21 protein-coding genes are annotated in these 25,432 nt (G+C 71.3%); 14 read left to right on the top strand and 7 right to left on the bottom strand.

All coding sequences use genetic code 11. The features are described 5' to 3' along the window. The first annotated feature begins 231 nt into the window (after window positions 1-231). The 8 genes from ABZ477_RS11310 (at window position 232) to ABZ477_RS11275 (ending at window position 10,562) form a co-directional block, all read left to right on the top strand. Window positions 232-1,815, top strand: a complete 1,584-nt coding sequence (locus ABZ477_RS11310) for a beta-N-acetylhexosaminidase (protein WP_360132486.1) — start codon at window positions 232-234, stop codon at window positions 1,813-1,815. Continuing rightward, entirely contained in the window at window positions 1,812-2,963 is a 1,152-nt protein-coding gene (nagA, locus tag ABZ477_RS11305) for an N-acetylglucosamine-6-phosphate deacetylase (protein ID WP_360132483.1), read from the top strand. The genes ABZ477_RS11310 and nagA overlap by 4 nt, the downstream gene beginning before the upstream one ends. A 469-nt stretch (window positions 2,964-3,432) precedes the next feature. Then, window positions 3,433-5,619, top strand: a complete 2,187-nt coding sequence (locus ABZ477_RS11300) for a sigma-70 family RNA polymerase sigma factor (protein WP_360132480.1) — start codon at window positions 3,433-3,435, stop codon at window positions 5,617-5,619. Window positions 5,620-5,683: 64 nt separating this feature from the next. After that, window positions 5,684-6,076, top strand: a complete 393-nt coding sequence (locus tag ABZ477_RS11295) for a YrdB family protein (RefSeq protein WP_360132477.1) — start codon at window positions 5,684-5,686, stop codon at window positions 6,074-6,076. Then, entirely contained in the window at window positions 6,073-7,464 is a 1,392-nt protein-coding gene (locus tag ABZ477_RS11290; protein WP_360132474.1) for an FAD-linked oxidase C-terminal domain-containing protein, read from the top strand. The genes ABZ477_RS11295 and ABZ477_RS11290 overlap by 4 nt, the downstream gene beginning before the upstream one ends. A 191-nt stretch (window positions 7,465-7,655) precedes the next feature. Then, window positions 7,656-8,780 (top strand): hypothetical protein, encoded by a 1,125-nt coding sequence (locus ABZ477_RS11285; RefSeq protein ID WP_360132471.1) that lies wholly within the window; start codon window positions 7,656-7,658, stop codon window positions 8,778-8,780. An 11-nt stretch (window positions 8,781-8,791) separates the two neighbouring features. Further along, entirely contained in the window at window positions 8,792-9,739 is a 948-nt protein-coding gene (locus ABZ477_RS11280; protein ID WP_360132469.1) for an ABC transporter ATP-binding protein, read from the top strand. Further along, window positions 9,726-10,562, top strand: coding sequence for an ABC transporter permease (locus ABZ477_RS11275; protein ID WP_360132466.1), 837 nt, complete (start codon window positions 9,726-9,728; stop codon window positions 10,560-10,562). The genes ABZ477_RS11280 and ABZ477_RS11275 overlap by 14 nt, the downstream gene beginning before the upstream one ends. 69 nt (window positions 10,563-10,631) lie before the next feature. Here the strand turns inward: ABZ477_RS11275 and ABZ477_RS11270 are convergent, their stop codons facing one another. From ABZ477_RS11270 to ABZ477_RS11245, 6 genes are all read right to left on the bottom strand, one after another. Continuing rightward, complete coding sequence (locus ABZ477_RS11270) at window positions 10,632-11,411, bottom strand: glucosamine-6-phosphate deaminase (protein WP_360132463.1); 780 nt, start codon at window positions 11,409-11,411, stop codon at window positions 10,632-10,634. Continuing rightward, window positions 11,404-12,357, bottom strand: a complete 954-nt coding sequence (locus ABZ477_RS11265; RefSeq protein ID WP_360132460.1) for an ROK family protein — start codon at window positions 12,355-12,357, stop codon at window positions 11,404-11,406. The genes ABZ477_RS11270 and ABZ477_RS11265 overlap by 8 nt, the downstream gene beginning before the upstream one ends. 43 nt (window positions 12,358-12,400) lie before the next feature. Next, the gene (locus ABZ477_RS11260) at window positions 12,401-13,372 is read right to left on the bottom strand and encodes a carbohydrate ABC transporter permease (RefSeq protein ID WP_360132457.1); all 972 of its coding nucleotides are present in this window, start codon (window positions 13,370-13,372) and stop codon (window positions 12,401-12,403) included. Continuing rightward, a complete protein-coding gene (locus ABZ477_RS11255; protein WP_360132454.1) occupies window positions 13,369-14,352 on the bottom strand; it encodes a sugar ABC transporter permease in 984 nt (327 codons plus the stop codon). The genes ABZ477_RS11260 and ABZ477_RS11255 overlap by 4 nt, the downstream gene beginning before the upstream one ends. Before the next feature lie 217 nt (window positions 14,353-14,569). Continuing rightward, window positions 14,570-15,856, bottom strand: coding sequence for an extracellular solute-binding protein (locus ABZ477_RS11250; protein ID WP_360132451.1), 1,287 nt, complete (start codon window positions 15,854-15,856; stop codon window positions 14,570-14,572). A gap of 75 nt (window positions 15,857-15,931) precedes the next feature. Next, window positions 15,932-17,134 carry an ROK family transcriptional regulator gene (locus tag ABZ477_RS11245; RefSeq protein ID WP_360132448.1) on the bottom strand — a complete coding sequence of 401 codons (1,203 nt, stop codon included), beginning with the start codon at window positions 17,132-17,134 and terminating at the stop codon, window positions 15,932-15,934. A gap of 159 nt (window positions 17,135-17,293) precedes the next feature. On the opposite strand from ABZ477_RS11245, the gene ABZ477_RS11240 reads away from it, so the two are divergent. The 4 genes from ABZ477_RS11240 (at window position 17,294) to ABZ477_RS11225 (ending at window position 21,425) form a co-directional block, all read left to right on the top strand. Next, window positions 17,294-17,755: a hypothetical protein gene (locus ABZ477_RS11240; protein WP_360132445.1), complete on the top strand. Its 462-nt coding sequence runs from the start codon at window positions 17,294-17,296 to the stop codon at window positions 17,753-17,755. 87 nt (window positions 17,756-17,842) lie between these two features. Beyond that, window positions 17,843-19,327: a L,D-transpeptidase gene (locus ABZ477_RS11235; RefSeq protein ID WP_360132442.1), complete on the top strand. Its 1,485-nt coding sequence runs from the start codon at window positions 17,843-17,845 to the stop codon at window positions 19,325-19,327. 157 nt (window positions 19,328-19,484) lie between these two features. Further along, window positions 19,485-20,453: an acetylxylan esterase gene (locus ABZ477_RS11230; RefSeq protein ID WP_360132439.1), complete on the top strand. Its 969-nt coding sequence runs from the start codon at window positions 19,485-19,487 to the stop codon at window positions 20,451-20,453. Between the two features lie 36 nt (window positions 20,454-20,489). After that, window positions 20,490-21,425 carry a BadF/BadG/BcrA/BcrD ATPase family protein gene (locus ABZ477_RS11225; RefSeq protein WP_360132436.1) on the top strand — a complete coding sequence of 312 codons (936 nt, stop codon included), beginning with the start codon at window positions 20,490-20,492 and terminating at the stop codon, window positions 21,423-21,425. A gap of 151 nt (window positions 21,426-21,576) precedes the next feature. Here the strand turns inward: ABZ477_RS11225 and ABZ477_RS11220 are convergent, their stop codons facing one another. Continuing rightward, a complete protein-coding gene (locus ABZ477_RS11220; protein ID WP_360132433.1) occupies window positions 21,577-23,793 on the bottom strand; it encodes an NADP-dependent isocitrate dehydrogenase in 2,217 nt (738 codons plus the stop codon). 129 nt (window positions 23,794-23,922) lie between these two features. Between ABZ477_RS11220 and ABZ477_RS11215 the strand changes: the two genes are divergently transcribed. Further along, complete coding sequence (locus ABZ477_RS11215) at window positions 23,923-24,375, top strand: GNAT family N-acetyltransferase (RefSeq protein WP_360132430.1); 453 nt, start codon at window positions 23,923-23,925, stop codon at window positions 24,373-24,375. A 484-nt stretch (window positions 24,376-24,859) separates the two neighbouring features. Then, entirely contained in the window at window positions 24,860-25,390 is a 531-nt protein-coding gene (locus ABZ477_RS11210; protein ID WP_360132427.1) for a DUF559 domain-containing protein, read from the top strand. Window positions 25,391-25,432: the final 42 nt, after the last annotated feature.

The raw sequence follows: 25,432 nt of genomic DNA, 5'->3' as shown, positions 1-25,432 counted from the left end.
TACGCGCGCAGAGCGCGCTACTCAACAACCGGGTTTCCCTGAATAGCGTGCCCTCGGCCCAGGCGTGCGGTCGAATGCCGTCTCCGTCGCTCCCCGGTGGTGTCCCACCTCAACGCCAGTCGCGACCCTCCGAGCATAACGGATGCCGCGGCCCGCGTCCGGCCACCTGATAAGCTGATCGCACCTTTTGTTAGGGATCCTTACATGATGAGTCGACGACGATGTGCGGCCGTGGCCGTCGCCACCGCGCTGCTCGTCGCCGCCCTCGCCGCGTGCGGCGCGGACGACCAGAATGGAGAGACCATGTCGCTGCCCGCCGTCGTGCCTGCCCCCTCGTCCATCGAGGCGAGCGGCTCCGCGCCGTTCGCCCTCGGCCCCGGCACCGTCGTGACGGGGGACGCGGATGACGCCGCCGCGCTGTCCGCGATCGTCCGGGCCCGCACCGGGTCGGCCCTCGAGGTCGGGGATGCCGCGGCATCCGGTCAGCCGTCGATCGAGCTGCGCGTGGAGCACGGCGGTGCGGCGGAGTCCTACCGCCTCACGGTGGACGAGGCGTCGGTCGTCGTGACCGGCGCGGACGCGGCGGGACTCTTCTACGGCGTCCAGACTCTCGGCCAGCTCATCACGAAGAGCGGCGACGGCTTCCAGATCCCCGCGGTCGCCATCGAGGACTCGCCGCGCTTCGCCTACCGCGGCGTCATGCTCGACGTCGCCCGCCACTTCCACCCGGTCGCGACGGTCAAGGCGTACATCGACCGCGCGGCGGGGCTCAAGTACAACGTCCTGCACCTCCACCTCACGGACGACCAGGGCTGGCGCCTCGAGCTGAGGTCCCGGCCCCTCCTGACCGAGGTCGCATCGGGCACGTCGGTCGGAGGCGATCCCGGCGGCTTCTACACCGCCGCGGACTACCGCGACATCGTCGAGTACGCGGCATCCCGTCACATGACCGTCGTGCCCGAGATCGACATGCCGGGTCACACGCACGCCGTCGGCCTCGCCTATCCCGAGCTCGCGGAGGATCCCGTCCTCTCGGCGGCCGTCGGCGGCGAGGGCGACGCGCCCGTCGCCGGAGAGCCCTATCTGGGGATCGCCGTCGGATTCTCGTCGCTCAAGATCCACGAAGAGGCCACGTACGACTTCGTGGCCGACGTCGTGGGCGAGCTGGCCGCGATGACGCCCGGGCCGTATCTGCACATCGGAGGCGACGAGTCGCACGGCACCGATCCGGCCGACTTCGCGCTCTTCATGGAGCGCGTCACGGACATCGTCGCCGACCTCGGCAAGACGCCGGTCGCGTGGCACGAGGCGGGTGCCGCTGCCGGCCTGCACCCCGACACGATCGGGCAGTACTGGGGCTTCACGACCCCGACCGACGGCATGGACGACAAGACCCGCGCCTTCGTCGCGCACGGCGCGCAGGTCATCCTCTCCCCCGCCGACGCGATCTACCTCGACATGAAGTACGCCGCCGACGCGCGGATCGGGCTGACATGGGCGAACGGCCCGACGAGCGTCGAGCGGGCCTACTCGTGGGAGCCGGCCGAGATCATCGACGGCGTCGGCGAGTCCGACATCCTGGGCGTCGAGGCGCCGATGTGGACCGAGACCGTCCGCGACCTCCGCGACATCGACGAGCTCGCGTTCCCCCGCATCGCGGCGGCCGCCGAAGCCGCGTGGTCGCCCGCCGTCGGCGCGAGCGACCTGCGCACGTGGGACTCGTTCCGCGAGCGCGTCGGCGCGCTGGGTCCGCTGTGGACGGCGCTCGGCATCGGCTTCCACCCCTCCGACGAGATCCCCTGGAGTGCCGAATGACCACGATCCACTCCGTCCGGCTCGTCGACGGCGCGAGCATCGTCGACGACGCCTGGGTGCGCTTCGCCGAGGGCCTCGTCGTCGAGTCGGGCACAGGGACGGGGTGGCAGGAGCGGCCGGATGCCGCCACCGCCGTCGACGGATCGGCTCTGGCAGGCGCCGGTGCGCTGCTGACGCCCGGGTTCATCGACCTCCACGGACACGGCGGCGGAGGCTTCTCGTACGACGACGGGCCGGACGCCATCCGCGCCGCCCGTGCCCTGCACCGTTCGCACGGCACGACCCGTGCCGTCGTCTCGCTCGTGACGGCGCCCGTCGAGACGCTCGAGCGGCAGGTCGCCGCTATCGCGGACCTCGCCGCGACGGATCCGGACGTGCTCGGCTCGCACCTCGAAGGCCCGTTCCTCGACCCCGGCCACAAGGGCGCGCACGACCCTTCGCTTCTGCGTGAGCCGCTGCCCGCCTCCGTCGAGCGGCTGCTCGCGGCGGGCCGCGGCACCGTGCGGCAGGTGACGCTCGCCCCCGAGCTGCCCGGCGGCCTCGACGCGGTGCGCCTCATCGTCGCGGCCGGCGCCGCAGCCGCCGTGGGGCACACCGACGCGGATGCCGCGCAGGCGCGCGCCGCCTTCGACGCGGGCGCGACCATCGTGACGCACGCCTTCAACGCCATGCGGCCGCTGCACCACCGCGATCCGGGGCCGGTCGGCGCCGCGGCATCCGACGAGCGCGTGACGCTCGAGGTCATCGCCGACGGCGTGCACCTCGACCCCGCCGTCGTGCGGATCGCCTTCGCGGCGGCTCCCGGCCGCGTCGCGCTCGTGACCGACGCGATGGCCGCTGCCGGCGCCCCCGACGGCCGGTACGACCTCGGGCCCCTCGCCGTCGACGTCGTCGACGGCGTCGCGCGCCTTGCGGGCGGTGGCGCGATCGCCGGCTCGACGCTGACGCAGGATGCCGCGCTGCGCGTCGCCGTGTCGGCGGGCGTTCCCCTGACCGAGGCGGTCGCGGCGCTCACGAGCGTGCCCGCCCGCGCGATCGGACGGCAGGCGGACCTCGGCCGGATGACGGCGGGTGCGATGGCCGACGCCGTGCTGCTGTCGGCAGACCTGAACGTCCGCGCCGTCTGGACCGCGGGCGGGCGCGACTGAACGGCGCCCGCGACGCGCGGTCTCAGGACTGGTCGCGAGCGCGGCTGATCCGCGCCGGCAGGCCCACCGGCCGGCCGCGCGACCGGTCCCCTGTCACGGTGCACCGCGTCCGCCGCGCCCGACCTGGTCAGGCCGGGCGCGGCGCGGTGAGACCGCCGAGAGGCGCGCCAGGGGGGTTGTTGCAGCGCCCGCCAGGGACGGGTGCGGCCGTTGCATCCCCAAGATGCAACGGCCGCAGATTCCCGGGAGAGCCGGGGTAGGAGAAGTCCTCTTCTGAAATCTCTCCCCCCGCGGCGACCCGAGGCGTTCCGTTCCTCAGGTCGTCGTGCCCGCGGGTATTTCCAGAAGGGGAGCGGGCAAATCTCTCCTGATCATGAGACGCGCGGAGGCGGGTTCTATTACGCGAGTTCTCGAGAATTCTCGGAACGGATCCGTCCGGGCATGGCGCAAACCCGCAGGAGCGTCGAGAATGGATGCTCGGGGGAAGGTCGATGTCGACCTGGAGCACGTGCGCGTCCCCGGAAAGACCCGCAGGAACGTGACAACCATCGACAACACCGGCGAATCCGTGCTCGATCCCGACGGCACGCCCGCGACCGCCGATGCCGACCTCGTGCTGCGCACCCGCTCGGGAGACAAGGACGCATTCGGCGAACTGTGGTTCCGCCATTACCGCTCGGGCACCACCGTCGCGCGAGCCGTGAGCTCGACGATCGACCCCGACGACCTGGTGCAAGAGGCTTATGCCCGCATCTATCAGTCGATCCTCCGCGGGGGCGGGCCCACCGGGTCGTTCCGCGCCTACCTCTTCACCAGCATCCGCAACACCGCCGCCGCGTGGGGCCGCTCGGCGCACGAGCACACCATCGACCTGGCCGAGACGATCGAGGACCCGTCCACGAGCAACGAAGCCGCCGAGGCGGCGCTCGACCGGAGCCTCACGCATCGCGCCTTCAGGAGTCTCCCCACGCGCTGGCAGGAGGTCCTCTGGTACACCGAGATCGAGGACATGAAGCCGGCCGAGATCGCACCGCTCCTCGGCATGCGGGCGACCGCCGTCGCACAGCTCGCATACCGCGCGCGCGAGGGCCTGCGCGAGGCGTGGATCCAGGCGCACCTCCAGTCGGCCGAAGAGGGCTCGGACTGCCAGTGGACGATCGAGCGCCTCGGCGCCCATGCCCGCGAGACCGTCTCGCGCCGCGACCTGCGCAAGATCGAGGAGCATCTGGCCGGGTGCGCTCGCTGCACGATCGTGGCCGCCGAGGCCAAGGCGGTCTCGAGCCGCCTCGCACTCGTCCTCCTGCCTCTCACACTCGGTGCCGTCGGCGCAGCGGGCTACCTCGCGTCGCTCCAGGGCGGCGGAGTCCCCGCGGTCGCCTTGGCCGCCGGCGCGGGTGCTGCCACACCTGCGGCATTCGCTCCTGCCGCCCTCGCGCCGGGAGCCGCCGTGAACGCCTCGGGCGCGGGACTGACCGGCGGGACCGCCGCAGGCGGCTCTGCGGTCGGCGGGACCGCCGCAGGCGGGACGGCCGTCGGCGGCTCCACCGCCGCGGCGGGGTCACTCGTCGCCGCGGGGTCGACTGCGGCCGGGTCGACCGCGACCGTCGCCTCCGGGGCGGCCGTCGCCGCGGGTGTGGCAGCCACCGCGGCCGCAGCCGGCGGCGGGGTCTTCTCTGGACTCGGGGTCATCACCGGCGTGGCCGCGACGGCCGCCGTGCTGGTGGGGTCGTCGGTGACAGCATCCCTCGCCACTCCCGACACGAGCCGGCTCGCCGACGGATCGAGCGACGTCGTCGCGGTCGCCGACGCACCGAGCGACGACCCGACGGCAGCGGTGCTCGGCGCCGACGGCACCGCCCGAGATGAGATCGGGGACGGCTCGATATCGCTCCTCCCGGCGGGAGTCCCCTCGCTCGCCTCCGCGAGCGTCTCGATCGACGGGACGCAGCCCACCTTCTCGCTGTCCGTCTCGGGCCAGCCGGGCACGGTCGTGGAGGTGCTCCTCAACGGCGCCGTGAAGTCCGTAGCCGTCCTCGACGACGGCGGGACCGGCGGCGCCTCGTTCCAGCCGAACTACGGCAACCTGGTCAGCGACGCGCTGGTGCAGCTCCGATACCGCGCGGGCGAACTCGTCGGCGAGTCCCTCACCGTGCGGCTCAGCGAGCTGGCCGACCTCGGCCCGCTCCTGCTCGCGATGAAGCCGCTCGAACCCACCGCGCCGCCGGTCGACGAGGCAGACGACCACGGCAACGGTCCGACGACGAACAGCGGCAACGGACCGACGGCGAACAACGGCAACGGCCCGGCGACCACCAGCGGCAACGGCCCGGCGACCAACAACGGCAACGGACCCACCACCAACAGCGGCAAGGCACACGGCAAGGGCAGCAGCGGCACGGGCAGCACCGGCACCGACAGCACCGGCACCGACAGCACCGGCACCGACAGCACCGGCACGGCGACCACGGGCACGGCCACCACGAGCGGCGAGACCGGCACCGAAGACACCGCCACCACGGATGTCTCGACAGACGACACGACGGTCTCGAGCACGACGAGCGGGAGCAAGGCCCCGAACGGCAGCGGCAAGGCCGCGACGACCACGGGCACCGACGCGGTCGCCGACTCGGGCGTGGCGCCCGACGACGAGGAGTGACGCGCAAGCGGGCAGGTGCAAGGGGCCTCCGGCCGCCTGACGGACCCCGTTTAGACTGGAGTCCATGTCGGAACTGCCCCACGTCCGTCCCGCGAAGCCCGCAGAGCCCGAGTCAGGAACACGCGCCCCGCTGTCGGTGATCGACATCCTGGGGTTCGTGTGCGGCCTCTTCGCGTTCGCGTCGCTCGCCCTGTGGGGCTTCGCGGCGTGGAGCTTCCCGTGGAACCTCGTGGTCGGCATCGCCGCCCCCGTCGTCGCGATCCTCGTGTGGGCCCTCTTCGTCTCGCCGCGCGCCGTCTTCGCGGTCCACCCTTTCGTCCGCGCGCTCGTCGAACTGCTCGTCTACGCCTCCGCGACGATGGCCTGGTGGAGCATGGGCCAGCCCTGGATCGGTCTCGGCTTCGGCATCATCGCCGTGACCGTCGGCGTCATCGCGGGACGGCGCCGGTTCGCGTGACCTCCTCCGCGGACGTCGTCGCCCGCCTCGAGGCGGTCCTCGGCGATCGCGTCGACACGTCCGAGGCGGCGCGCCACGCGGCGCGCGCCGACAAGTCGGGGCACGCGGCATCCGGTCTCCCCCTCGCCGTCGTCCACGCGCGCTCGGTCTCGGACGTCCAGGAGACGCTGCGCATCGCGACCCGGACGCGGACGCCCGTCGTGACGCGCGGCGCCGGCACGGGCCTGGCCGGGGGCGCGAACGCCGGCAGCGGCGAGATCGCGCTGTCGATGCGTGCGATGGACCGCATCCTCGAGGTGCGCCCCGACGACCTCCTGGCGGTCGTCGAGCCGGGCATCCTGAACGCGGACCTCAATGCGGCACTCGCCGAGCACGGCCTGTGGTGGGCGCCGGACCCTGCGAGCCGGGCCATCGCGACCGTCGGCGGCAACATCGCGACGGGCGCGGGCGGGCTCCTGTGCGCGAAGTACGGCGTGGTCCGGGATGCCGTCCTCGGCGTCGACCTCGTCCTCGCCGACGGACGTCTCCTGACCCTCGGCCACCGCACGGTGAAGGGCGTGACGGGGCTCGATCTCACGTCGCTCGTGATCGGCTCGGAGGGCACGCTCGGCGTCATCGTGGGCGCGACGCTCAAGCTCCGTCGACTCGTCCCCGGAAGCGTCTGCACGGTCGCCGCGACCTTCCCCGGCGTGCGGGCCGCGGCCGCGGCATCCGCCGCCGTCACCGCCTCGGGCGTGCAGCCCTCGATCATGGAGCTGATGGATGCCGCGTCCCTCCGCGCCGTCCACGACCTCCTGCAGCTCGACCCGCCGTCGCCGGGTGCGGCGCAGCTGACGATCCAGACCGACGGGCCGGCCGCGGACGTCGAGGCCGACGCCATCGCCGCCACCCTGCGCGCGGCAGGCGGGTCCGTCGCGGTCACGCACGATCGCGACGAGGGCGAACGGCTCCTCACGATCCGACGATCGATGCATCCTGCGATGGAGCGGCTCGGCACGACGCTCATCGAGGACGTCTCGGTGCCGCGCAGCGCGCTGCCGGCGATGTTCGACGAGATCGCGCGCGTCGAGCACGACCACGGGGTCGAGATCCCGACCGTGGCGCACGCGGGCGACGGCAACCTGCACCCGAACTTCATCTTCGACGGACAGGTCGGCCCGGACGGCACCGTGGAGGTGCCGCCCGCGATCTGGGATGCCGCCGACGACCTGTTCCGCGCGGCCCTCCGCCTCGGGGGGACGCTCACGGGCGAGCACGGCGTCGGCATCCTCAAACGCCGCTGGCTCGCCGACGAGCTCGGCGACGCCCAGTGGGAGCTTCAGCGCCAGGTCACCCGCGTCTTCGATCCTCTCGGCATCCTGAATCCCGGCAAGGTCTTCGCGGACTGACGCCGGCGGCCCCTCAGCCCGCTCCGCGCGCCGAACCCACCCCTTCTCTGCGAACCCACCCGCTTCGACGCACCGAATGGGGTGGGTTCGCGGGGAAAGGGTGGGTTCGGCGATGAGGCGGTGGTCCGCGGCATCCTGAGCGTTCTCCACGGATCCGCGCCGCCCTGCCGCGATCGACGTAGGCTGACCCCATGGCCATGCGCGTCGGCGCGCCTCGTCGTGCCCGTATCGGAGTGCTCCTCGCCGCCCTCGGCGCCTCGGCTGCTGCGGTCGCCGCCGCCGTGCTCGCGCCGCTGCAGGCCGGCGCCGCCGTCGACCTGCCCGACAAGACGCCCGAAGAGCTCATCGCCTTCGTGCACGCGAGCGACATCGACGCCCTGTCGGGCACGATCGAGCAGACCTCCGAGCTGGGCCTGCCGGATCTGGGCGCGCTCCTCGGCTCGACGCCCGATCGGGATCGGGGATCCGAGGCGGGCGCTCCCGCCGACCTCGAGGACCTCATCGACCTCGCGACGGGCACGCACACCGCGAATGTCTTCCTCGACGGCGAGAGCGCGCGGCTGCAGGTGCTCGACCGCCTGGCGGAGCGCAACGTCTACGTCGACGGCGCGGCGCGCGAGGCCTGGTTCGTCGACTCCGAGACGCAGACGGCGACGCACGTCACCGTGACGGGAGAGTCCGGCGACCCGAAGCACGAGGCGGGGGTCACGACCCCGGAGGACGTCGTCGACGACGCGTTCGCAAAGCTCGACGAGACGACCGAGGTCAGCGTCGGCACCGATGCGCTCGTCGCGGGGCGCGAGGTGTACGAGCTCGTCCTGACACCGCGTACCGACGACACCCTCGTCGGCGAGGTGCGCTTCGCGATCGACGGCGAGAACGGCGTGCCGCTGGCCGCCTCGATCACGGCCCGCGGCGCTGAAGCGCCGGCCTTCCGCGTCGCCTTCACGGACGTCGACTTCAGCGCACCGGACCCGTCGGTGTTCGAGTTCGTGCCCGGCGCCGGCATCACGGTCGCCGAGGAGGAGATCGCCCTGCCGCTCGATCGACCCGATGGGGTCGATCACGGCGATCATGCCGAGCCGGTCGTGCACGGCGAGGGCTGGTCCGCGGTTGTCGAGCTGCCGCCCGGCGAGCATGGGGGACAAGCCTCCGCCGAGGCATCCGCCGCCCTCCAGGCTGCGACGACGCCCGTCGAGGGCGGTCGAGTGCTGCAGACCTCGCTCGTGACGATCATGTTCACCGACGACGGCCGCGTGCTGGCCGGGGCCGTCCCCGCCGAGCACCTCGTCGAGGTCGCCCAGGCCGGGCGCTGACGGGCCCGCGGGTGGAGGACGAACTCGCCATCCGGACGCGCGGGCTCACCAAGCGCTTCCGCGCGCAGACGGCGGTCGCGGGCATCGACCTCGCGGTCCCGCGCGGCGCCGTCTACGGCTTCCTCGGGCCCAACGGATCGGGCAAGACCACCACGATCCGGATGCTGTTGGGCCTCGTGCGCGCATCCGCGGGCGACGCCCGGCTGCTCGGCCGGGACGTCCCCGGCGAGCTCGACGCCGTGCTGCCGCGCGTCGGCGCACTCGTGGAGGGCCCGGCCTTCGCTCCCTACCTCACGGGCGAGCAGAACCTCCGCCGCTTCGACGCCGCCGATCGGCATGCGCCGGCGCGTACGCGCTCCGAGCGCGTCGCCTCGGCTCTCGCGCGGGTGGGGCTCGAGCACGCGGCGCGCAAGAAGGCGCACGCGTACTCGCTCGGCATGAAGCAGCGGCTCGGCCTCGCGAACGCCCTGCTCCTGCCGCGCGAGCTGCTCGTGCTCGACGAGCCGACCAATGGGCTGGATCCGCAGGGCACGCGGGAGGTCCGCGCGCTCGTGCGGTCCTTCGCGGCGGACGGGACGACCGTGTTCGTCTCGAGCCACCTGCTCGCGGAGGTCGAGCAGCTGTGCACTCATGTCGGCGTCATGAGCGCCGGCCGCCTCGTCGCGCAAGGGACGCTGGACGAGCTGCGCCGGTCGGGCGGGCCCGCTCGCATCGAGGTCCAGACCCCGGATGCCGAGGCCGCCCGCCGCGTCCTCGAGCGCTTCGGCGTCGCCGCCGACGGCGTGGGCGCCGCAGGCGTGGTCGCCGGGTCGACGACGGATCGGGCGCTCGCTCCGGAGGCGATCGTGGCGGCTCTCGTCGCGGACGGCGTCCGGGTCCAGGGCTTCCGCGTCGAGCCCGCGAGCCTCGAACAGCGCTTCGTCGAGCTCACCGGCGAGGGCTTCGATGTCGTCGCGTGAGCGCGTCGGGGGCACGCTCGGGCTCACCGGGAACGAGCTGGCGACGCTGTTCCGGCGCCGCCGCACGTGGGCGATGCTCGGGGCGCTCGCGCTCATCCCGGTCCTGATCGCGGTCGCGATCCGCATCGCCGGCGCCACCCGCCCCGGCCGCGGGCCCGCGTTCCTCGATCAGGTCACGCAGAACGGGCTCTTCGTCGGTCTCGTGGCGTTCGCCGTCGCGATCCCGCTCTTCCTCCCGCTCACGATCGCCGTGACCTCAGGCGACGCGATCGCGGGCGAGGCGAGCCACGGCACGCTCCGCTACCTCCTGGTGGCACCGGCCGGGCGCATCCGGCTGCTCGTGGTGAAGTACGCCGGCGCGGCCGTCTTCTGCGTCGCGGCCGCGCTGACGCTCGTCGTCGCCGGCCTGCTGATCGGGTGGGCGCTGTTCCCGATCGGCCCCGTGACGCTGCTGTCGGGCGCGGAGGTGCCCGCCGGCGAGGGCGTACTGCGGCTCCTCGGGGTCGCGGCCTTCGCCACGGTGTCGCTGCTCGGCCTCTCGGCGATCGGGCTGTTCCTGTCGACGCTCACGAGCGTGCCCGTCGGCGCCATGGCCGCGACGGCCATCCTCGCCGTGAGCGCGCAGATCGCCGGTCAGATCCCGCAGCTCGAGGCGCTGCATCCGTGGCTCTTCACATACCGCTGGTTCGACTTCGCCGATCTCATGCGGTCACCGGTCGTGTGGGAGTCGTTCGGTGCGAACGCGCTTCTGCAGACCGTCTACGTCGTGGTCTTCGGCGCCCTCGCGATGTGGCGCTTCACGACGCGCGACGTGCTGTCCTAGCGATTCCGGCCGGCGTCGATGCGCCGGCCGGGTGGCTGCGACGCGTCGAGCCACCCGCCGCGACGACCCCTAGAGTCCCTGCCAGTCCGGCTTGTTGTCGAACGTGTAGCGGTAGTAGCCGGCGAACTGCAGGCGGGATGCCGCGGCCTCGTCGACGACGACCGTCACGTGCGGGTGCAGCTGGATCGCCGAGCCCGGCAGGGATGCCGTGAGCGGGCCCTCGACGGCGCCCGCGAGCGCTTCTGCCTTGCCCTCGCCGAATGCGAGCAGCACGAGATGGCGGGCCCGCAGGATCGTCCCCAGCCCCTGTGTGATGCAGTGCATCGGGACGTCGTCGATCGAGTCGAAGAAGCGCGCATTGTCCTCGCGCGTCTGCTGCGTGAGCGTCTTGACGCGCGTGAGCGACGCGAAGGACGATCCGGGCTCGTTGAAGCCGATGTGGCCGTCGGTTCCGATGCCGAGGATCTGCAGGTCGATGCCGCCCGCGGCCGAGATCGCGGCGTCGTAGTCGGCGCCGGCGTGCTCGATCCCCTCGAGCGATCCGTCGGGCGTGCGGATCAGCGCGGCGTCCAGGCCCAGAGGCTCGACGACCTCGCGGGTGATGACGGAGCGGTACGACTCGGGGTGCGCGGGATCGATGCCGACGTACTCGTCGAGGGCGAAGCCGCGCACGCGGGACACATCGACGCCCTCGAGCCGCGAGGGAAGCGCCTCGTACACGGGGAGCGGCGTCGAGCCGGTCGCAAGACCCAGGACGGCCTCCGGCTTGCGGCGGATGAGCCGCGCGATCTCGTCGGCGACGAGCGCGCCGGCGGCGGCGGGGTCGGGGACGATGACGACTTCAGCCATGGGTCAGCGCCTCCTCGGGGCGGGGATCGTGGGCGGCACCGATGATCGCCGCGCCGAGCGCCGCGGCGGGCGACCCCGGCGGCAGCAGCTCGACGCGCTCCTCGAGCCGCAGCGAGCGCATGAACGGGGATGCCTCGGCACTTGCGACGAGCTCGGCCGTGACATCGGCCAGCAGCCGGTCGCCGAGCGCCGTGAGACCGCCGCCCAGGACGACTACGTCGACGTCGGCGGTGAGGACCAGGATCCGGACGGCCGCCGCGACTCCGCGAGCGATGCCGGCGCGCAGCTCGCGCGCCGTCTCGTCGCCGGCGTCGGCCGCATCGAAGACATCCAGGACGGGGAACCGCCCAGGCCGGCCCCAGCGCTGGGCGACGGCGCCGCCCCCCGCGAGAGCCTCGACGCAGCCGTGCTGACCGCAGCGGCACAGCGGCCCGGCGGGGTCGACCGACACGTGCCCGACCTCTCCCGCAGTGCCGTGCGCCCCGCGCCAGACCTCGCCGTCGACGACGATGCCCGCCGCGACGCCTGTTCCGAGGTTGAGGTAGGCCATCGAGCCGTGCCGCAGGTCGAGGCCGTGCGCCGTGCCGCGGAGAGCGTACGCGCCGACGGCCGCCGCCTTGACGTCGTTCTCGACCCGCACCGTGACGCCCAATGCAGGCGCCACCTCGGCCGCGAGGTCCAGCTCGTCGACCCCGAGGTTGACGGCGTGCGAGACGCGGCCCGTGCCGGGGTCGACCTGCCCCGGGATGCCGATCCCGACCGAGCTGATCGCATCCAGGCCGGCGCCGGCATCCGCCGCCACGGCGTGGACGGCAGCCACGACGGTGCGGACGATCTCCTCGCCGCCCCAGCCCGTCGCGAGGCGGACCCGTGCGATGATCCCGCCGTCGCCGTTCACGACGACCGCTTCGGCCTTCGTGCCTCCGACGTCGAGCCCGACCTTCATCGGCCGTCCTCCCTGCGAGAGGCGGCAGCATCCTGCGCGCGCATCAGCCCTTGACCGCCCCTGCGACCAGTCCGCCGGTCATCTTGCCCTGGACGATGAGGAAGAAGATGATGACGGGCAGCGCGATCAGCGTCGAGCCGGCCATGACTGCACCCCAGTTGACGGCACCGCCGACGGAGGAGGACTGGAACGCGTTGAGCCACGGCATGAGCGTCAGGTTGTAACCCTTCAGCAGCAGCAGCGCCATCGTGAACTCGTTCCAGGCCTGGATGAAGGCGAAGATGCCCGTCGCGATGAGGCCGGGGGCCAGGAGCGGGAAGGTCACGCGCCAGAAGGCCTGCGACTTGGTGCACCCGTCGATCATGGCGGCCTCTTCGAGGTCGGCCGGGACGCCCGCGACGAAGCCGCGCAGCGTCCAGATCGTGAACGGGATGACCGTCGCGAGGTAGACGATGCCCAGCCCGAGGAGGGTGTTCATGAGGTGCCAGTCGTCGATCATTCCGTAGATCGTGAACATCATGGCTTCGCCGGGGATCATCTGGACGACGAGCACCCCGACGATGAACATGCGGCGCCCGCCGAAGCGGAACCGGGCCACGGCGATCGACGCGAGGAAGGCGAAGAGCAGCGTCGCGATGAGGACGCCGAACGTCACCGTGAGCGTCGCGATCAGGGCGTGCGGGAAGTCCGTCTGGCCCGGAGCCGCTTCGCGCGTCCACGCCGTGATGTAGTTCGAGATCGTGAACGGCAGCGGCACGAAGCTCGGCCGACGGCTCGTGATCTCGCTGTTGGGGGTGAACGACATGTTCACCATCCAGTAGACGGGGAACACCGAGCAGATGAAGACGATGGCAGCCGCGATGTTGAGGAAGGTCCTCGCCGCGACGCGCTTCGCCGACGGGCGCCGCGCCCGCATCGAGCGCGCCTTGGGCGCGTTGGGCTCGCCGCCCTCGCCGAGGATGTCGTCGACGCCGAGCGTTCCGAGCTGGGTGGACGCGTTGATCTGAGTGCTCACAGCTCCTCCTCCTTGAGCGTCGTCCGGACGTAGCCCCACGAGAGGGCGAGCAGCAGGATGACCATCACGACACCGATCGCGGCCGTCGCGCCGAACTCTCCGACGCCCTGCCGGAACAGATACGTGCCGAGCACGTTGGTCTCCGCCGCGATGCCGCCGCGGCTCTGCAGGGCGTAGACCTGCGTGAAGATGCGCAGGTTCCAGATGATCTGGAGGACCAGGACGACCGTCAGGACGCTGCGCAGGTACGGGAAGACGATGAGCCGGAAGCGCGACAGCCCCGTCGCTCCGTCGAGGGATGCTGCTTCGAGCACTTCACCCGGCACCTGGCCCAGCGCCGCATACGTCGTGAAGGCGACGAACGGCACGGACTGCCACACGATGATGATCGTCAGGACGAAGAAGAACGACCACGGGTTGAGGAGCCAGGAGTGGTTTGTCCAGTCCTGCGTCCCGCTGATGGTGTTGAGCGTCCAGTTCACGAGGCCGTACTGCGTGTCGAAGATCCAGCCCCACACGACCGTCGCGGTCAGGGGCGGCATCGCCCACGCCAGCAGGAGGCCGACCGACACGACGATCCGCCACGCGCGCCCGAGGCGCGTCATGAGGACCGCGACGAGGATGCCGAACAGCATGTTCAGCACCGTCAGGACGACCATGAGCGCGAGGCTGCGCATGAGGACGACGGGGAAGTCCGACTCCGAGAACAGGTCGATGTAGTTCTCGAAGCCGATGAAGTTCGGCGTGGTCCCGAGGACCTTGTTCTTGACCGTGTAGTCGGTGAAGGACTGGATGACCATGAGAACGGCTGGGTAGCCGACCATGACGCCGAGGATGATGAGCGACGGGCCGAGAAGGGCCCAGGCGCTGCGTGCGTCGCGGCGCTTGCGCCGCTTCTCACGGGCGGTGGCGGTGGCGATTGCTTCGTCGTGTTCGCCTGCGGTCGATGACTCGCGGACGAGCGTGTCGTGGCTGCTCATGCGTCGCCTCCTCTCTCTTCTGTGAAGCGTTCTTGATGAAGGGGGATGGCTTGATCTCGCGCACGCGGCTGCAGACGTGCACGCGGCGGATCAGGAGCCCGCGGTGCGGGGCACTCCGGTCTCCGGGACAAGTTCAGGAGCTGGTCGTCCTGAGCCTGTCCGAGGGATCGGAGCGGGGCAAGGGGGTCCCGGACGGGACCGGGACCCCCTCGGCCTGCTACTTGTTGAGGATCGCCTCGATCTGCGTGTCGAGCTCCTCGGCGATCGCCTTGACGTCGCCGCCCTCAGCGATCTTGACGAGCGCGTCGGGGATGATCTGCGCAGCCTCGACCTCGGCCCAGTTCGGGCTCGTGGGGGTGAACTTCGAGTTGGCCAGCGCCGCGGCCTGAGCCTTGGCGATGTCGGTGTCCGGCAGCGAGGACGAGGCCGGGACGTAGCCCGGGGTCAGGCCCTGCTCGGCGAGGAGCTTCTGGTAGTCCTCCGAGAGCATGATCTTGAGGGCTTCCTTGGCCTTGCCCTGCGCGTCGGACTTCGTCGCGACGGCGATGTTCGAGCCACCGGCGAAGATGGGCGCGGTCGTGCCCTCCTCGAGGCCGGGCAGCGCGAACGCTGCGAGGTCCTTGCCGTAGGTGTCGGGGCAGCCCTGCGAGACCTCTTCACCCGCGGCCTCGTCACCCCACGGCCATGCGCCGGTGATGTTGCCCGCGGCCCACGCGGGGCTGGACAGGAAGCCGACCTCGCCGTTGCAGAACGCGATGTTGCCGAGGCGCTCGTTGCCGTCGACGGGAGCGACCGAGGCGTTGAGGTAGACGTCCTGGAGCTGCTCGAGGCCCTCGAGGCTCTCCGGGCTCGAGAACTGCGCGTCCCACATGTCGCCGTCCTGGACCGCGATCTCGCCGCCGTGCGCCCAGACGTAGGGAAGGGCGTTGTACCAGTCCTTGCCCGGGGCGTAGATGCCCGAGACCGTGTCGGTCTTGAGCTCCTTGCCCTTGGCGACGTACTCGTCGAGGGTCGCGGGGAGCGTGTCGCCCACGATCTGCGGCGTGTAGAACACGATGCGGCCACCGGCGTAGTACGGCGCGGCGTACAGGGCGCCGTCGTACGTGCCGGCCTCGACCAGACCCGGGAGCAGGTCGTCGCCGCCCAGCTCCTCCTGGATGTCGGAGATGTCGAGGAACAGGCCGGCGTCGGCGAAGCCGAGGGCCTGCGTGTTGCCGACCTCGACCACGTCGGGGGAGTCGTTGGACGACAGGGCCGCCGTGTAGGTGTCGGAGACGTCAGCCCACGTCTTCTCCTCGATGGTGAGCGTCCAGCCGTCGTTCTCCGACTCGAACGTCTCCTTGAGGTAGTCGCGAGCGGTCTGCGGCGTGTCGGTGCCGACGACCCAGACGGTGAGGTCACCGGTCTCCGGCTCGGCGGCGGCGTCCGTGCCGTTGCCTGCGCAGCCTGCGAGAACGACAGCCGAAGCGCCGACGAGCGCGAAGGCTCCGAGCTTCTTGATCATGGTGTCTTCCTTCGATTTTCTCTTGGTGTTTCGGGTGGGTCGGGCGACCCATCCGGGGGGTGGTGGGTGCCGGTGCTACGACACCCCGAGTTGTCCAGACAGGACCATGACAGCAGCGCCGCGCAGGACGATGTCCTGGCCTTGCTCCGTCATCCGCACGCGGACGCCGTCGTGGAACTGGGCGAGCGTCCTTGCCCGGAGAGTCTCGACGGTCGCCTCCGCGAGGGGTCCGTCGAGAAGTTCTTGGGGGCCGGAGAGCACGATCTCCGACACGTCGAGCACCCCGACGATGGGGGCGAGCGCGATGCCGAGGCGCTCCCCCGCGTCGCGGAGGATCCCCTCGCGGTCGTCGGCGGATGCCGCGGCGAGCCGTGCCGTGAGTGCGGGCACGGCGAGCCAGGCCTCGAGGCATCCGACCTTGCCGCAGACGCAGACGGGGCCGCCGTCGGTGCCCACCGTGACGTGCCCGACCTCGCCCGCGGCGAAGTGGGCGCCGCGCATCGGCTGACCGGACGCCAGCAGGCCCGAGCCGACACCGCGGCCGACCTTGACCAGCAGGACGTCGTCGCCGGCGCCGCCGAAGGTGTACTCCGCGAGCACGGCGGCGTTCGCGTCGTTGGCGACGAGGACGGGGAGGTCGAGCGCCTCTCGCAGCGCGGTCTCGAGGTCGAAGCCCGCCCAGCCGAGGTTGGGGGCGGTGAGGATGACGCCGTGCTCGTCGACGACACCCGGGGTGCCCACGCCGATGCCGAGGACCGGCGCATGCGCGTCGGCGACGAGATCGCGGGCGAGCGAGACGACCGCCTCGACGACGGCGCCCTCCCCCGTCGCGACCGCGACGCTCTTGCGGCCGACGATGTCGCCGTCGAGGGTCAGGATCGCGCCGATGAATTCGTCCGCGCCGGACAGATCGAGGCCCACGATGCGGTGCCCGTCGCGATCGAGGTCGACGAGCATGGCGGGCTTGCCGGGGCCGGAGGCCTCGCGCATGCCCATCTCTGCGACGAAGCCGTCGGCGATGAGCTCGCCGACGAGGTCGGAGATCGTGACGCGCGTGAGCCCCGTCTCACGGGAGAGGTCGGCGCGGCTCATCGCGCCCTGGTGGAAGAGCGTCTGCAGCACGAGCGAGCGGTTGTGGCCGCGGGCGTGCTCCGGAAGCACCTTGCCTCCCTGGCGCAGAGCGCGCCCAGGACCGAAGGCGCGAGCGCCCGCGGTTCCGTGAGAGGCGTGCGGCGGTTCGATCGTGGAGGAGCCGCGCTGCACTTCCGATGAAGTCATGTTTGTTAGTAAAGCGTACGAACAAACACATCTCAAGTCCGCGCCGTCGATTTGGGTGGACCGTTTACAAACTTGTTACATTCTCCGCCGACCGCTCGCCTGGACGCACCCTCCGCCTGCGGATGCTCGTCGCCTAGGCTGATCGGCGGGAGGCCGCCCATGAACCGTCGCATCACCGCCATGACGATCGTCGCCGTCGCGCTGTTCGGGATCACCGGGTGCACAGCATCCCCCACCGATTCGCCGAGCGCCGGCACCACGCCACGGGAGACGGCCGCACCGAGCGATGACGCGCAGAGCGTCGCGGAGGCCTGCGCCCTCGTCCAGGACACCATCCAGCAGGCGAGCGAGTCCTTCGCCGACGCCGCGAAGGAAGACCCTTCGGCCGTCGTGGACGCCATGACGTCCGCTGCCGACGACCTCGCTGCCGCCGCGGTCCAGATCACGAACGCCGATGTCGCCGCGGTGCTGCCCGGCGTGCAGGACATGTTCGCCCAGACCGCCGAGATCATGCAGGGAATCGTCGACGGGGACGTGTCGAAGATCGGCGAGCTCGCCGAGATCGGCGACACCTTCCATGACACCGTCCAGCAGTTTCAAGACCTCTGCTCGGCGGAGTGACAGCCGGTCGTGATGCGACCGTTGCCTTGGTGAAACCTCGATCCCCTACCATGGAAAGACAGCTATCGGAGCCGGGGGGTTGATGGCATGACCGATCTGGTCGCACGGCCGGACGCCGACGCGTCCTCGCCCGACGACGAGACTTCCGTCATCCAGACGGATGCCGAGACCGGCGACGCGACAGCGTACGAGTGGGCTCCGGCCGAGCCGGCGCGCAAGAAGCGCCGCCTCTGGCTGTGGATCGGCATCCCCGTCGCGGTCGCCGCGGTGGGACTCGGCGCGGCATCCGCCGTCGTCATCGCGCCCGGCACGTCCATCGGCGGCGTACCCGTCGGAGGCCTCACGCCCGGCGCCGCCGCGGAAGCGGTCGAGCAGCGTATGGCCGACACGACGATCGTGCTGACCAGCGACGCCGGCGACGCCGAGGTCACGGGCGCCGAGCTCGGCGCGACCGTGGACGCCCAGGCCCTCGTCGACGCAGCCTTCGCCGCACGCCCCGCCTGGAACGTCGGCGAGTGGTTCGCGGAGCCGCTCGATGCGCCGATCGCGATCGACGCGGCAGTCGCGGGCGGCGCCCTGCGGTCCGCCCTCCCCGGGCTCTACGTCGATCCGACCGACTCGAAGCTCGCGTTCGACGTCGAATCCGCGACCTACGTCGTGACGCCCTCCGTCGACGGCGAGGGGATCGACGTCGATGCCGTCCATGCGGCTCTGGCCGACGCCTTCGCGGCCGGTGACGCCCGCGTCACGATCGAGGCGACGACGGCCCCCGTGGATCCGGAGCGGTCGACGTACGTCGCCGACGCGACGGCGGGGATCCTGAACCGGATGCTGGACTCCGCGGGCTTCTACGTCGGCTCCGATCGTGCTGTCCCGGTCGAGCGCAAGACGCTCGCGTCGTGGCTCACGATCGAATCGGGCGATCGCGGCACGTTCGACATCAGCGCGGACGCGAACGCGATCGCCAAGGCCGTCAAGGGGCTGCCCGCGGCGGTCCACCGGGCGCCCGTCGACGCGACCGTCATCGTGAACTCCGCCGGCACGGTCCTCAGCACCCCCACGGCGGGCGTCGTGGGCCGCGAGTTGGACTCGACCGCGGGGATCGCGAAGGCGTACGCCGAACAGCTCGCGAACGGCGACGCCGTCTACGCGCTCCCCGTCGAGGAGACGCCGTTCAAGACCACGAACCTCGCGCGCATGCTCGAGGTCGACCTCAGCGAGCAGCGCCTCTACGTCAAGGAGAACGGCGCGGTCGTCGACTCGTGGCTCATCTCGAGCGGACTGCCGAACACGCCGACCTACACGGGCCACTACACGATCGGCTACAAGACGTCGGTGCAGACCATGCGGGGCTACGACCGCGACGCCCAGGGCAACATCACGGGCGAGTACGAGACGCCGAACGTGCGCTGGCCCATGTACTTCAACGGGGGTCAGGCCTTCCACGGGGTCTACTGGCACAGCAATTACGGCAACCGGATGAGCCACGGCTGCGTGGGCATGCCGGAGTGGCGCGCCAAGCAGATCTACGACTGGGCACCGTACGGCACGGACGTGTGGATCCACGCCTGAGACCCGCTCTCGGCCCCGCGCTCTGAGCCGCGCGCGTCACCGTCCGACCGGCGGTTTGCGCCGCGCCTCGCCGACTGCCTATCGTGGCGATGCGCCGGACTGAACCGGGCGCTCGATCGCCGGCGGGTGCCGGCATCCCCTCTCCAGAAGGAACGCCGTGCCCCGCTTCGACCTGCCGCTCGCCGAACTCGAGACGTATCGCCCCGACCTCCCCGAACCGAGCGACTTCGACGAGTTCTGGGCTGAGACCCTCGAGCGGTCGCGCGCGGCCGGCGGCGATGTCGTCGTGACGCCCGCCGAGACGCCGCTCACGACGATCGAGGCCTTCGATGTGACGTTCCCCGGCTTCGCGGGGGACCCGGTGAAGGCGTGGCTGCTCGTGCCCGCAGGTGCGAGCGCGCCGCTCCCCGCCGTCGTCGAGTTCATCGGGTACGGCGGCGGGCGCGGCCTGCCCTTCGAGAAGCTCGGCTGGGCGTCCGCGGGCTTCGCGCACTTCGTGATGGACACGCGCGGGCAGGGCTCGGGATGGGGCTCGGGCGGCGGGACTCCCGATCCGCACGGGACGGGCCCGTCCGCGAGCGGCTTCATGACCCGCGGCATCGAGGACCCCGCGGCCTACTACTACCGCCGAGTGTTCACGGATGCCGTCCGCGCCGTCGACGCGGTGCGCACGCTTCCCGGGGTGGACGCGACGCGCGTCGCGGTCGCCGGCGCCAGTCAGGGTGGCGGGATCGCCCTGGCCGCCGCCGGACTGTGCGAGGGTCTCGTCGCGGTGCTGCCCGACGTCCCGTTCCTCTGCGAGTTCCCGCGCTCGGTCGGCTTCACCGATCGCGATCCCTACCAGGAGATCGTGCGGTACCTGTCGGTGCACCGCGGGGCCGACGAGCTCGTCCACCGCACGCTGTCGTACTTCGACGGAGCGATCATGGCGACCCGCGCGACGGCGCCCGCCCTCTTCTCGGCGGCGCTCATGGATCTCACGTGCCCGCCCTCGACCGTCTTCGCGGCGTTCAACCGGTACGGCGCCGCCGACAAGCGCATCGAGGTCTACACCCACAACGATCACGAGGGCGGTCAGCTCTATCAGTGGGCCGAGCAGGTCCGCTTCCTCCGCGAGCACCTCTAGGCCCCCCGCGGATCACGGCAGACGAAAGGACCCGGGATGACGACGACGAAGGTGCTCGCGATCGACGCGGGCCAGACGGGCATGAAGGTCCGCGTGCAGGCAGAGGGCGAACGCGGCGACCTGCTCTTCCGCGGCATCGACACGAGCGGCCCGCTCCTCCCGCAGCTCGCCGACGTCGTGCACGGGGCGATCGAGCGGACGGGCATCACGCCGGACGTCGTGACGGCAGGCGTGTCGGGACTGACCGACAAGGACGCGGATGCCGCTCCCCTGCTGGCGCTCGTGCGCGATGCGGGAGCGCGCGGCGTGGTCCTCGCCCACGACTCCACGACGTCGTTCCTCGGCGCGCTCGGTGAGCAGCGCGGCGCCGTCGTCGCGTCGGGCACGGGCGTCGTGACGCTCGCCGTGGGGCAGGACGCGATCTCGCGCGTCGACGGCTGGGGCCACATCATGGGCGACGCCGGCAGCGGCTACTGGATCGGGCGCGAGGCCCTCGACGCGGTCATGCGCGCCTTCGACGGCCGCGGCCCCGCGACGGCGCTCACCGACCCCGTCCGCGCGCTGTGGCCCAGCCTCCCGCAGGCGTACATCGAGCTCCAGGCCGCCGAGGATCGCGTGAGCGTCGTCGCCTCGTTCGCGGCGCACGTCGCACTCCTCGCGGCCGAAGGGGATGCTGTCGCGCTCCGCATCACGCAGCGCGCGGCCGGCGAGCTCGCCGCGAGCGTCTCGACGTCGCTCTCCAACGTCCGCCGCGCCGACGACGAGCACTTCGCCGTGTGCGCGATCGGCGGCGTCTTCCGCTCGGCGCTGCTGCGCGACGCGTTCGCCGCGGCGCTCACCGCGGACGGCACGCGCGGCGGCCCGTCGCTCGTCGATCCGCTCGGCGACGGCCTCGACGGCGCCGTCGCCCTCGCGGACCTCGCGACACAGCATCCGCTCTCCGCCGTCGTACAGCGCGCGGGTCAGGTCTGACGCACCGCCTGTGTCCGCGAGACTTTCGCATATGTCCGCTGGGCACGCTCCGCGCGTGACATTCGTGAAGTCTCGCGGGGACGTCTGCTGACGCACGACGAGGAAGGGGCGACGGATGCTGCAGCATCCGTCGCCCCTTCGATGAGGTGGTTCAGGCCAGGCGGGCGACGATCTCGTTGAGCGTCTTCGACGGGCGCATGACGCCCTCGACCGCGAGCGGGTCCGGGCGGTAGTAGCCGCCGATGTCGACGGGCGTGCCCTGGACGGCGATGAGCTCGTCGACGATCTGCTGCTCGCTCGCGGCGAGAGCCTCGGCGACCGGCGCGAAGACCGCGGCCAGCTCGGGATCGGCCTGCTGCTTCGCGAGCTCCTGCACCCAGTACAGCGCGAGGTAGAAGTGGCTGCCGCGGTTGTCGATCGTGCCGAGGGCGCGTCCGGGCGACTTGTCGTTCTCGAGGAACGTGCCGGTCGCGGCATCCAGCGTGTCGGCGAGGACCTGCGCCTTGACGTTGCCCGTGAAGTCCGCGAAGTGCTCGAACGAGGCTGCCAGCGCGAAGAACTCGCCGAGCGAGTCCCAGCGGAGGTAGTCCTCGGCGAGGAGCTGCTGCACGTGCTTCGGGGCCGAGCCGCCGGCGCCCGTCTCGAAGAGGCCGCCGCCCGCGAGGAGCGGGACGATGCTCAGCATCTTCGCCGACGTGCCGACCTCGAGGATCGGGAACAGGTCGGTGAGGTAGTCGCGCAGGACGTTGCCCGTGACCGAGATGGTGTCCTGACCCTTGCGCAGGCGGTCGAGCGAGTACTGCGTCGCGTCTGCGGGCGCGAGGATCTCGATCGTGAGGCCCTCGGTGTCGTGCTCGGCGAGGTACTCCTTCACCTTTCCGATGAGAGCGGCGTCGTGCGAGCGGCTCTCGTCGAGCCAGAACACGGCGGGAGAGCCGGTCGCGCGGGCGCGCGTGACGGCGAGCTTGACCCAGTCGCGCACGGCGACGTCCTTGGTCTGCGTCGCGCGCCAGATGTCGCCGGGCTCGACGGCGTGCTCGAGGAGGACGTCGCCCGCGGCGTCGACGACCTGCACCGTGCCGGGCGACGCGATCTCGAAGGTCTTGTCGTGGCTGCCGTACTCCTCCGCGGCCTGCGCCATGAGGCCGACGTTGGGCACCGTGCCGATCGTCGCGGGGTCGAGGGGACCGTGCGCGACGACGTCCTCGATGACCGTCTGGTAGACACCGGCGTAGGACGAGTCCGGGATGACGGCGAGCGTGTCGGCCTCGCCGCCGTCGGCACCCCACAGCTTGCCGCCGTTGCGGACGAGCGCGGGCATCGACGCGTCGACGATGACGTCGGACGGCACGTGGAGGTTCGTGATGCCCTTGTCGGAGTTCACGTACGACAGACGCGGCGAGTCGGTGGCCGCGGCGAAGGCGGCCGCGATCTCGTCGCCGCCCTCGACGTTCGCGAGACCCGCGAGGATCGCGCCGAGGCCGTCGTTGGGCGTGAGGCCCGCCGCGGCGATCTTGTCGCCGTAGCGGTCGAAGACGTCGGCGTAGTACGCCTTCACGACGTGGCCGAAGATGATCGGGTCGCTGACCTTCATCATGGTGGCCTTGAGGTGCACCGAGTACAGGACGTCGTCGGCTTTGGCCGTCTCGAGCGTCTCGGCGAGGAAGGCGTCGAGGGCCTTCGCCGACAGGAACGTGCCGTCGACGATCTCGCCGGGGAGCACCTTGACGCCCGCCTTGAGGGTCGTCACGGTGCCGTCGGCGGCGACGTGCTGGATCGACAGGACGTCGTCGCCCTCGATGACCGTCGTCTTCTCGTTCGAGCGGAAGTCGTCGTGGCCGAGGGTCGCGACGCGCGTCTTGGAGCCCTCCGCGAAGGGCTTGTTGCGGTGCGGGTGCTTGCGGGCGTAGCTCTTGACCGAGAGGGGTGCACGGCGATCGCTGTTGCCCTCGCGGAGCACCGGGTTGACCGCCGAGCCCTTGATGCGGTCGTACCGCGCGCGGACGTCCTTCTCCTCGACCGACTCGGCCTCGTCCGGGTAGTCCGGGATGTCGAAGCCCTGGGACTGGAGCTCGGCGATCGCCGCCTTCAGCTGCGGGATCGACGCCGAGATGTTCGGCAGCTTGATGATGTTCGCCTCGGGAAGCGTCGCAAGGCCGCCGAGCTCGGCGAGGGCGTCGCCCACCTGCTGCTCGGGGGTGAGGTTCTGCGGGAATGCCGCGAGGATCCGGCCCGCGAGCGAGATGTCGCGGGTCTCGACCTCCACTCCGGCCTGACGCGTGACGGCCTGCACGATGGGCAGGAACGACGCCGTCGCAAGCGCCGGCGCCTCGTCTGTATAGGTGTAGATGATGGTCGAATCGGTCACGTGCATCGCTTTCGTTCCAGGGCTGATTCAGCCTATCGCACCGGCGAAACTATCTTGACATCGAGATACTTTCGTCACGCGGGGATACTCGACGTGCCGGATCCCGTCGATACCGCTAGCCTGAGCGGTATGGGTGAGCTCCGACTTGTGGAACTGTCCGCCGCGACGATCGTGGCGGTCAACAACCTGTCGCTGAAGCCCGGTCAGGAGCAGTTCCTGGCCCCCGTCTCGTACGCCGTGGCCGGCGCCGTCGCGAATCCGAACACCGCCTGGCAGCGGGTCGTGCTCGACGGCGACGAGGTCGTCGGCTTCGTGAGCGCGAACTTCGACGACGACGCCCCCGAGGAGCACTTCCGCTCCGTGTTGTGGCGCATCAACGTCGACGCCGACGACCAGGGCCGCGGCGTCGGCCGCTTCGCGGTCGAGAAGCTCCTCGCCGAGGCGCGCGAGCGCGGCAAGGACCACGTCGACGTCATCTACGAAGCGGGCACGGGCGGCCCCGAGGCGTTCTTCAAGCGCGTCGGCTTCACGCCCGTCGGCGAGACCGAGTACGGCGAGGTCATCGCCGAGGTCCGCCTCTAGCTCCACGCCGCGTCGGAGCATGCCGCGAAGGTCGGAGGGATCGGCTCGATCTCTCCGACATCGGCCGAATCCTCCGACGCAGCGCCGCCTCCCCAAGCGTCCGATCCGCCGAGCCATCCACGGATGGTCGGGCTCCCGGTGTCGACGTGCGAGTGAGCCCGACCATGGTCGAGTGAATCTTCGGGAGCTGCTCACCGCGCACGACGGCATCGTGCACCGTCAGACCGCGGCGTCGGCGGGTCTTCGGCCCGCGATGGAGCGCCGGCTTGTCGCCTCGCGCGAAGTCCGGATCGTACGTCGCCATTGGCTGGCGTCCACTGATGCGAATCCGGCGCTGCTCGCCGCAGCCGAGGCAGGTGGGCGAGTCACTTGCCTATCGCTCGCGCGGCGACGGAAGTGGTGGGTTCCGGAGGGGGCGGACAATCACCTGCACCTGTGGGTCGATCCGCACGCGCGGTCTCCGAAGGCCCGGGATGACACCGTCGTGCACTGGCGTGTCCCCGTCGCACCCGCTCCCACGCGTCAGCTCGTCGACTCGATCGAGAACGCCTTGTCTCACATCGCGGGCTGCCTGACCGAGGAGTCCGCGCTCCTGGTGTGGGAGTCGGCCGTCAGGCTCGAGAGACTCTCGGTGGATGCGCTTCGACGGGTCGCGTGGACCTCGGTCGCGGCGCGGAACTGCGCGCACAGCGTGAATGGACTCTCCGACTCGGGTCTCGAGACGCTCGCGGTGGTGCGTCTCACACCGTGGGGCATCCCGATTCGGCAGCAGATCCTCATCGCCGGCCACCGAGTCGATCTGCTCATCGGCGAACGGCTTGTCGTGCAGATCGACGGGTTCGCTCACCACTCCACGTCGGCACAGCGAACGCGCGACACAGCTCACGACGCCGAGCTCGCCCTACGCGGCTACACCGTTCTGCGATTCACCTACGCTCAGGTCGTCCACGATTGGCCCGCCGTCGAGCGCGTCATCGCCCGGGCGATCGCCTCGGGCGCTCACAACGCCCGCTGACGTCGGAGGATCGGCCCCAGGTCGGATGATCTGCCCGCCAAC

Origin of the sequence: Microbacterium sp. NPDC019599 (genome assembly GCF_040632175.1) — a bacterium.
Taxonomy (GTDB): Bacteria; Actinomycetota; Actinomycetes; order Actinomycetales; family Microbacteriaceae; genus Microbacterium.
Note: the sequence above shows the minus strand (reverse complement) of the source record. Positions and strands in the feature narration are given on the sequence as shown.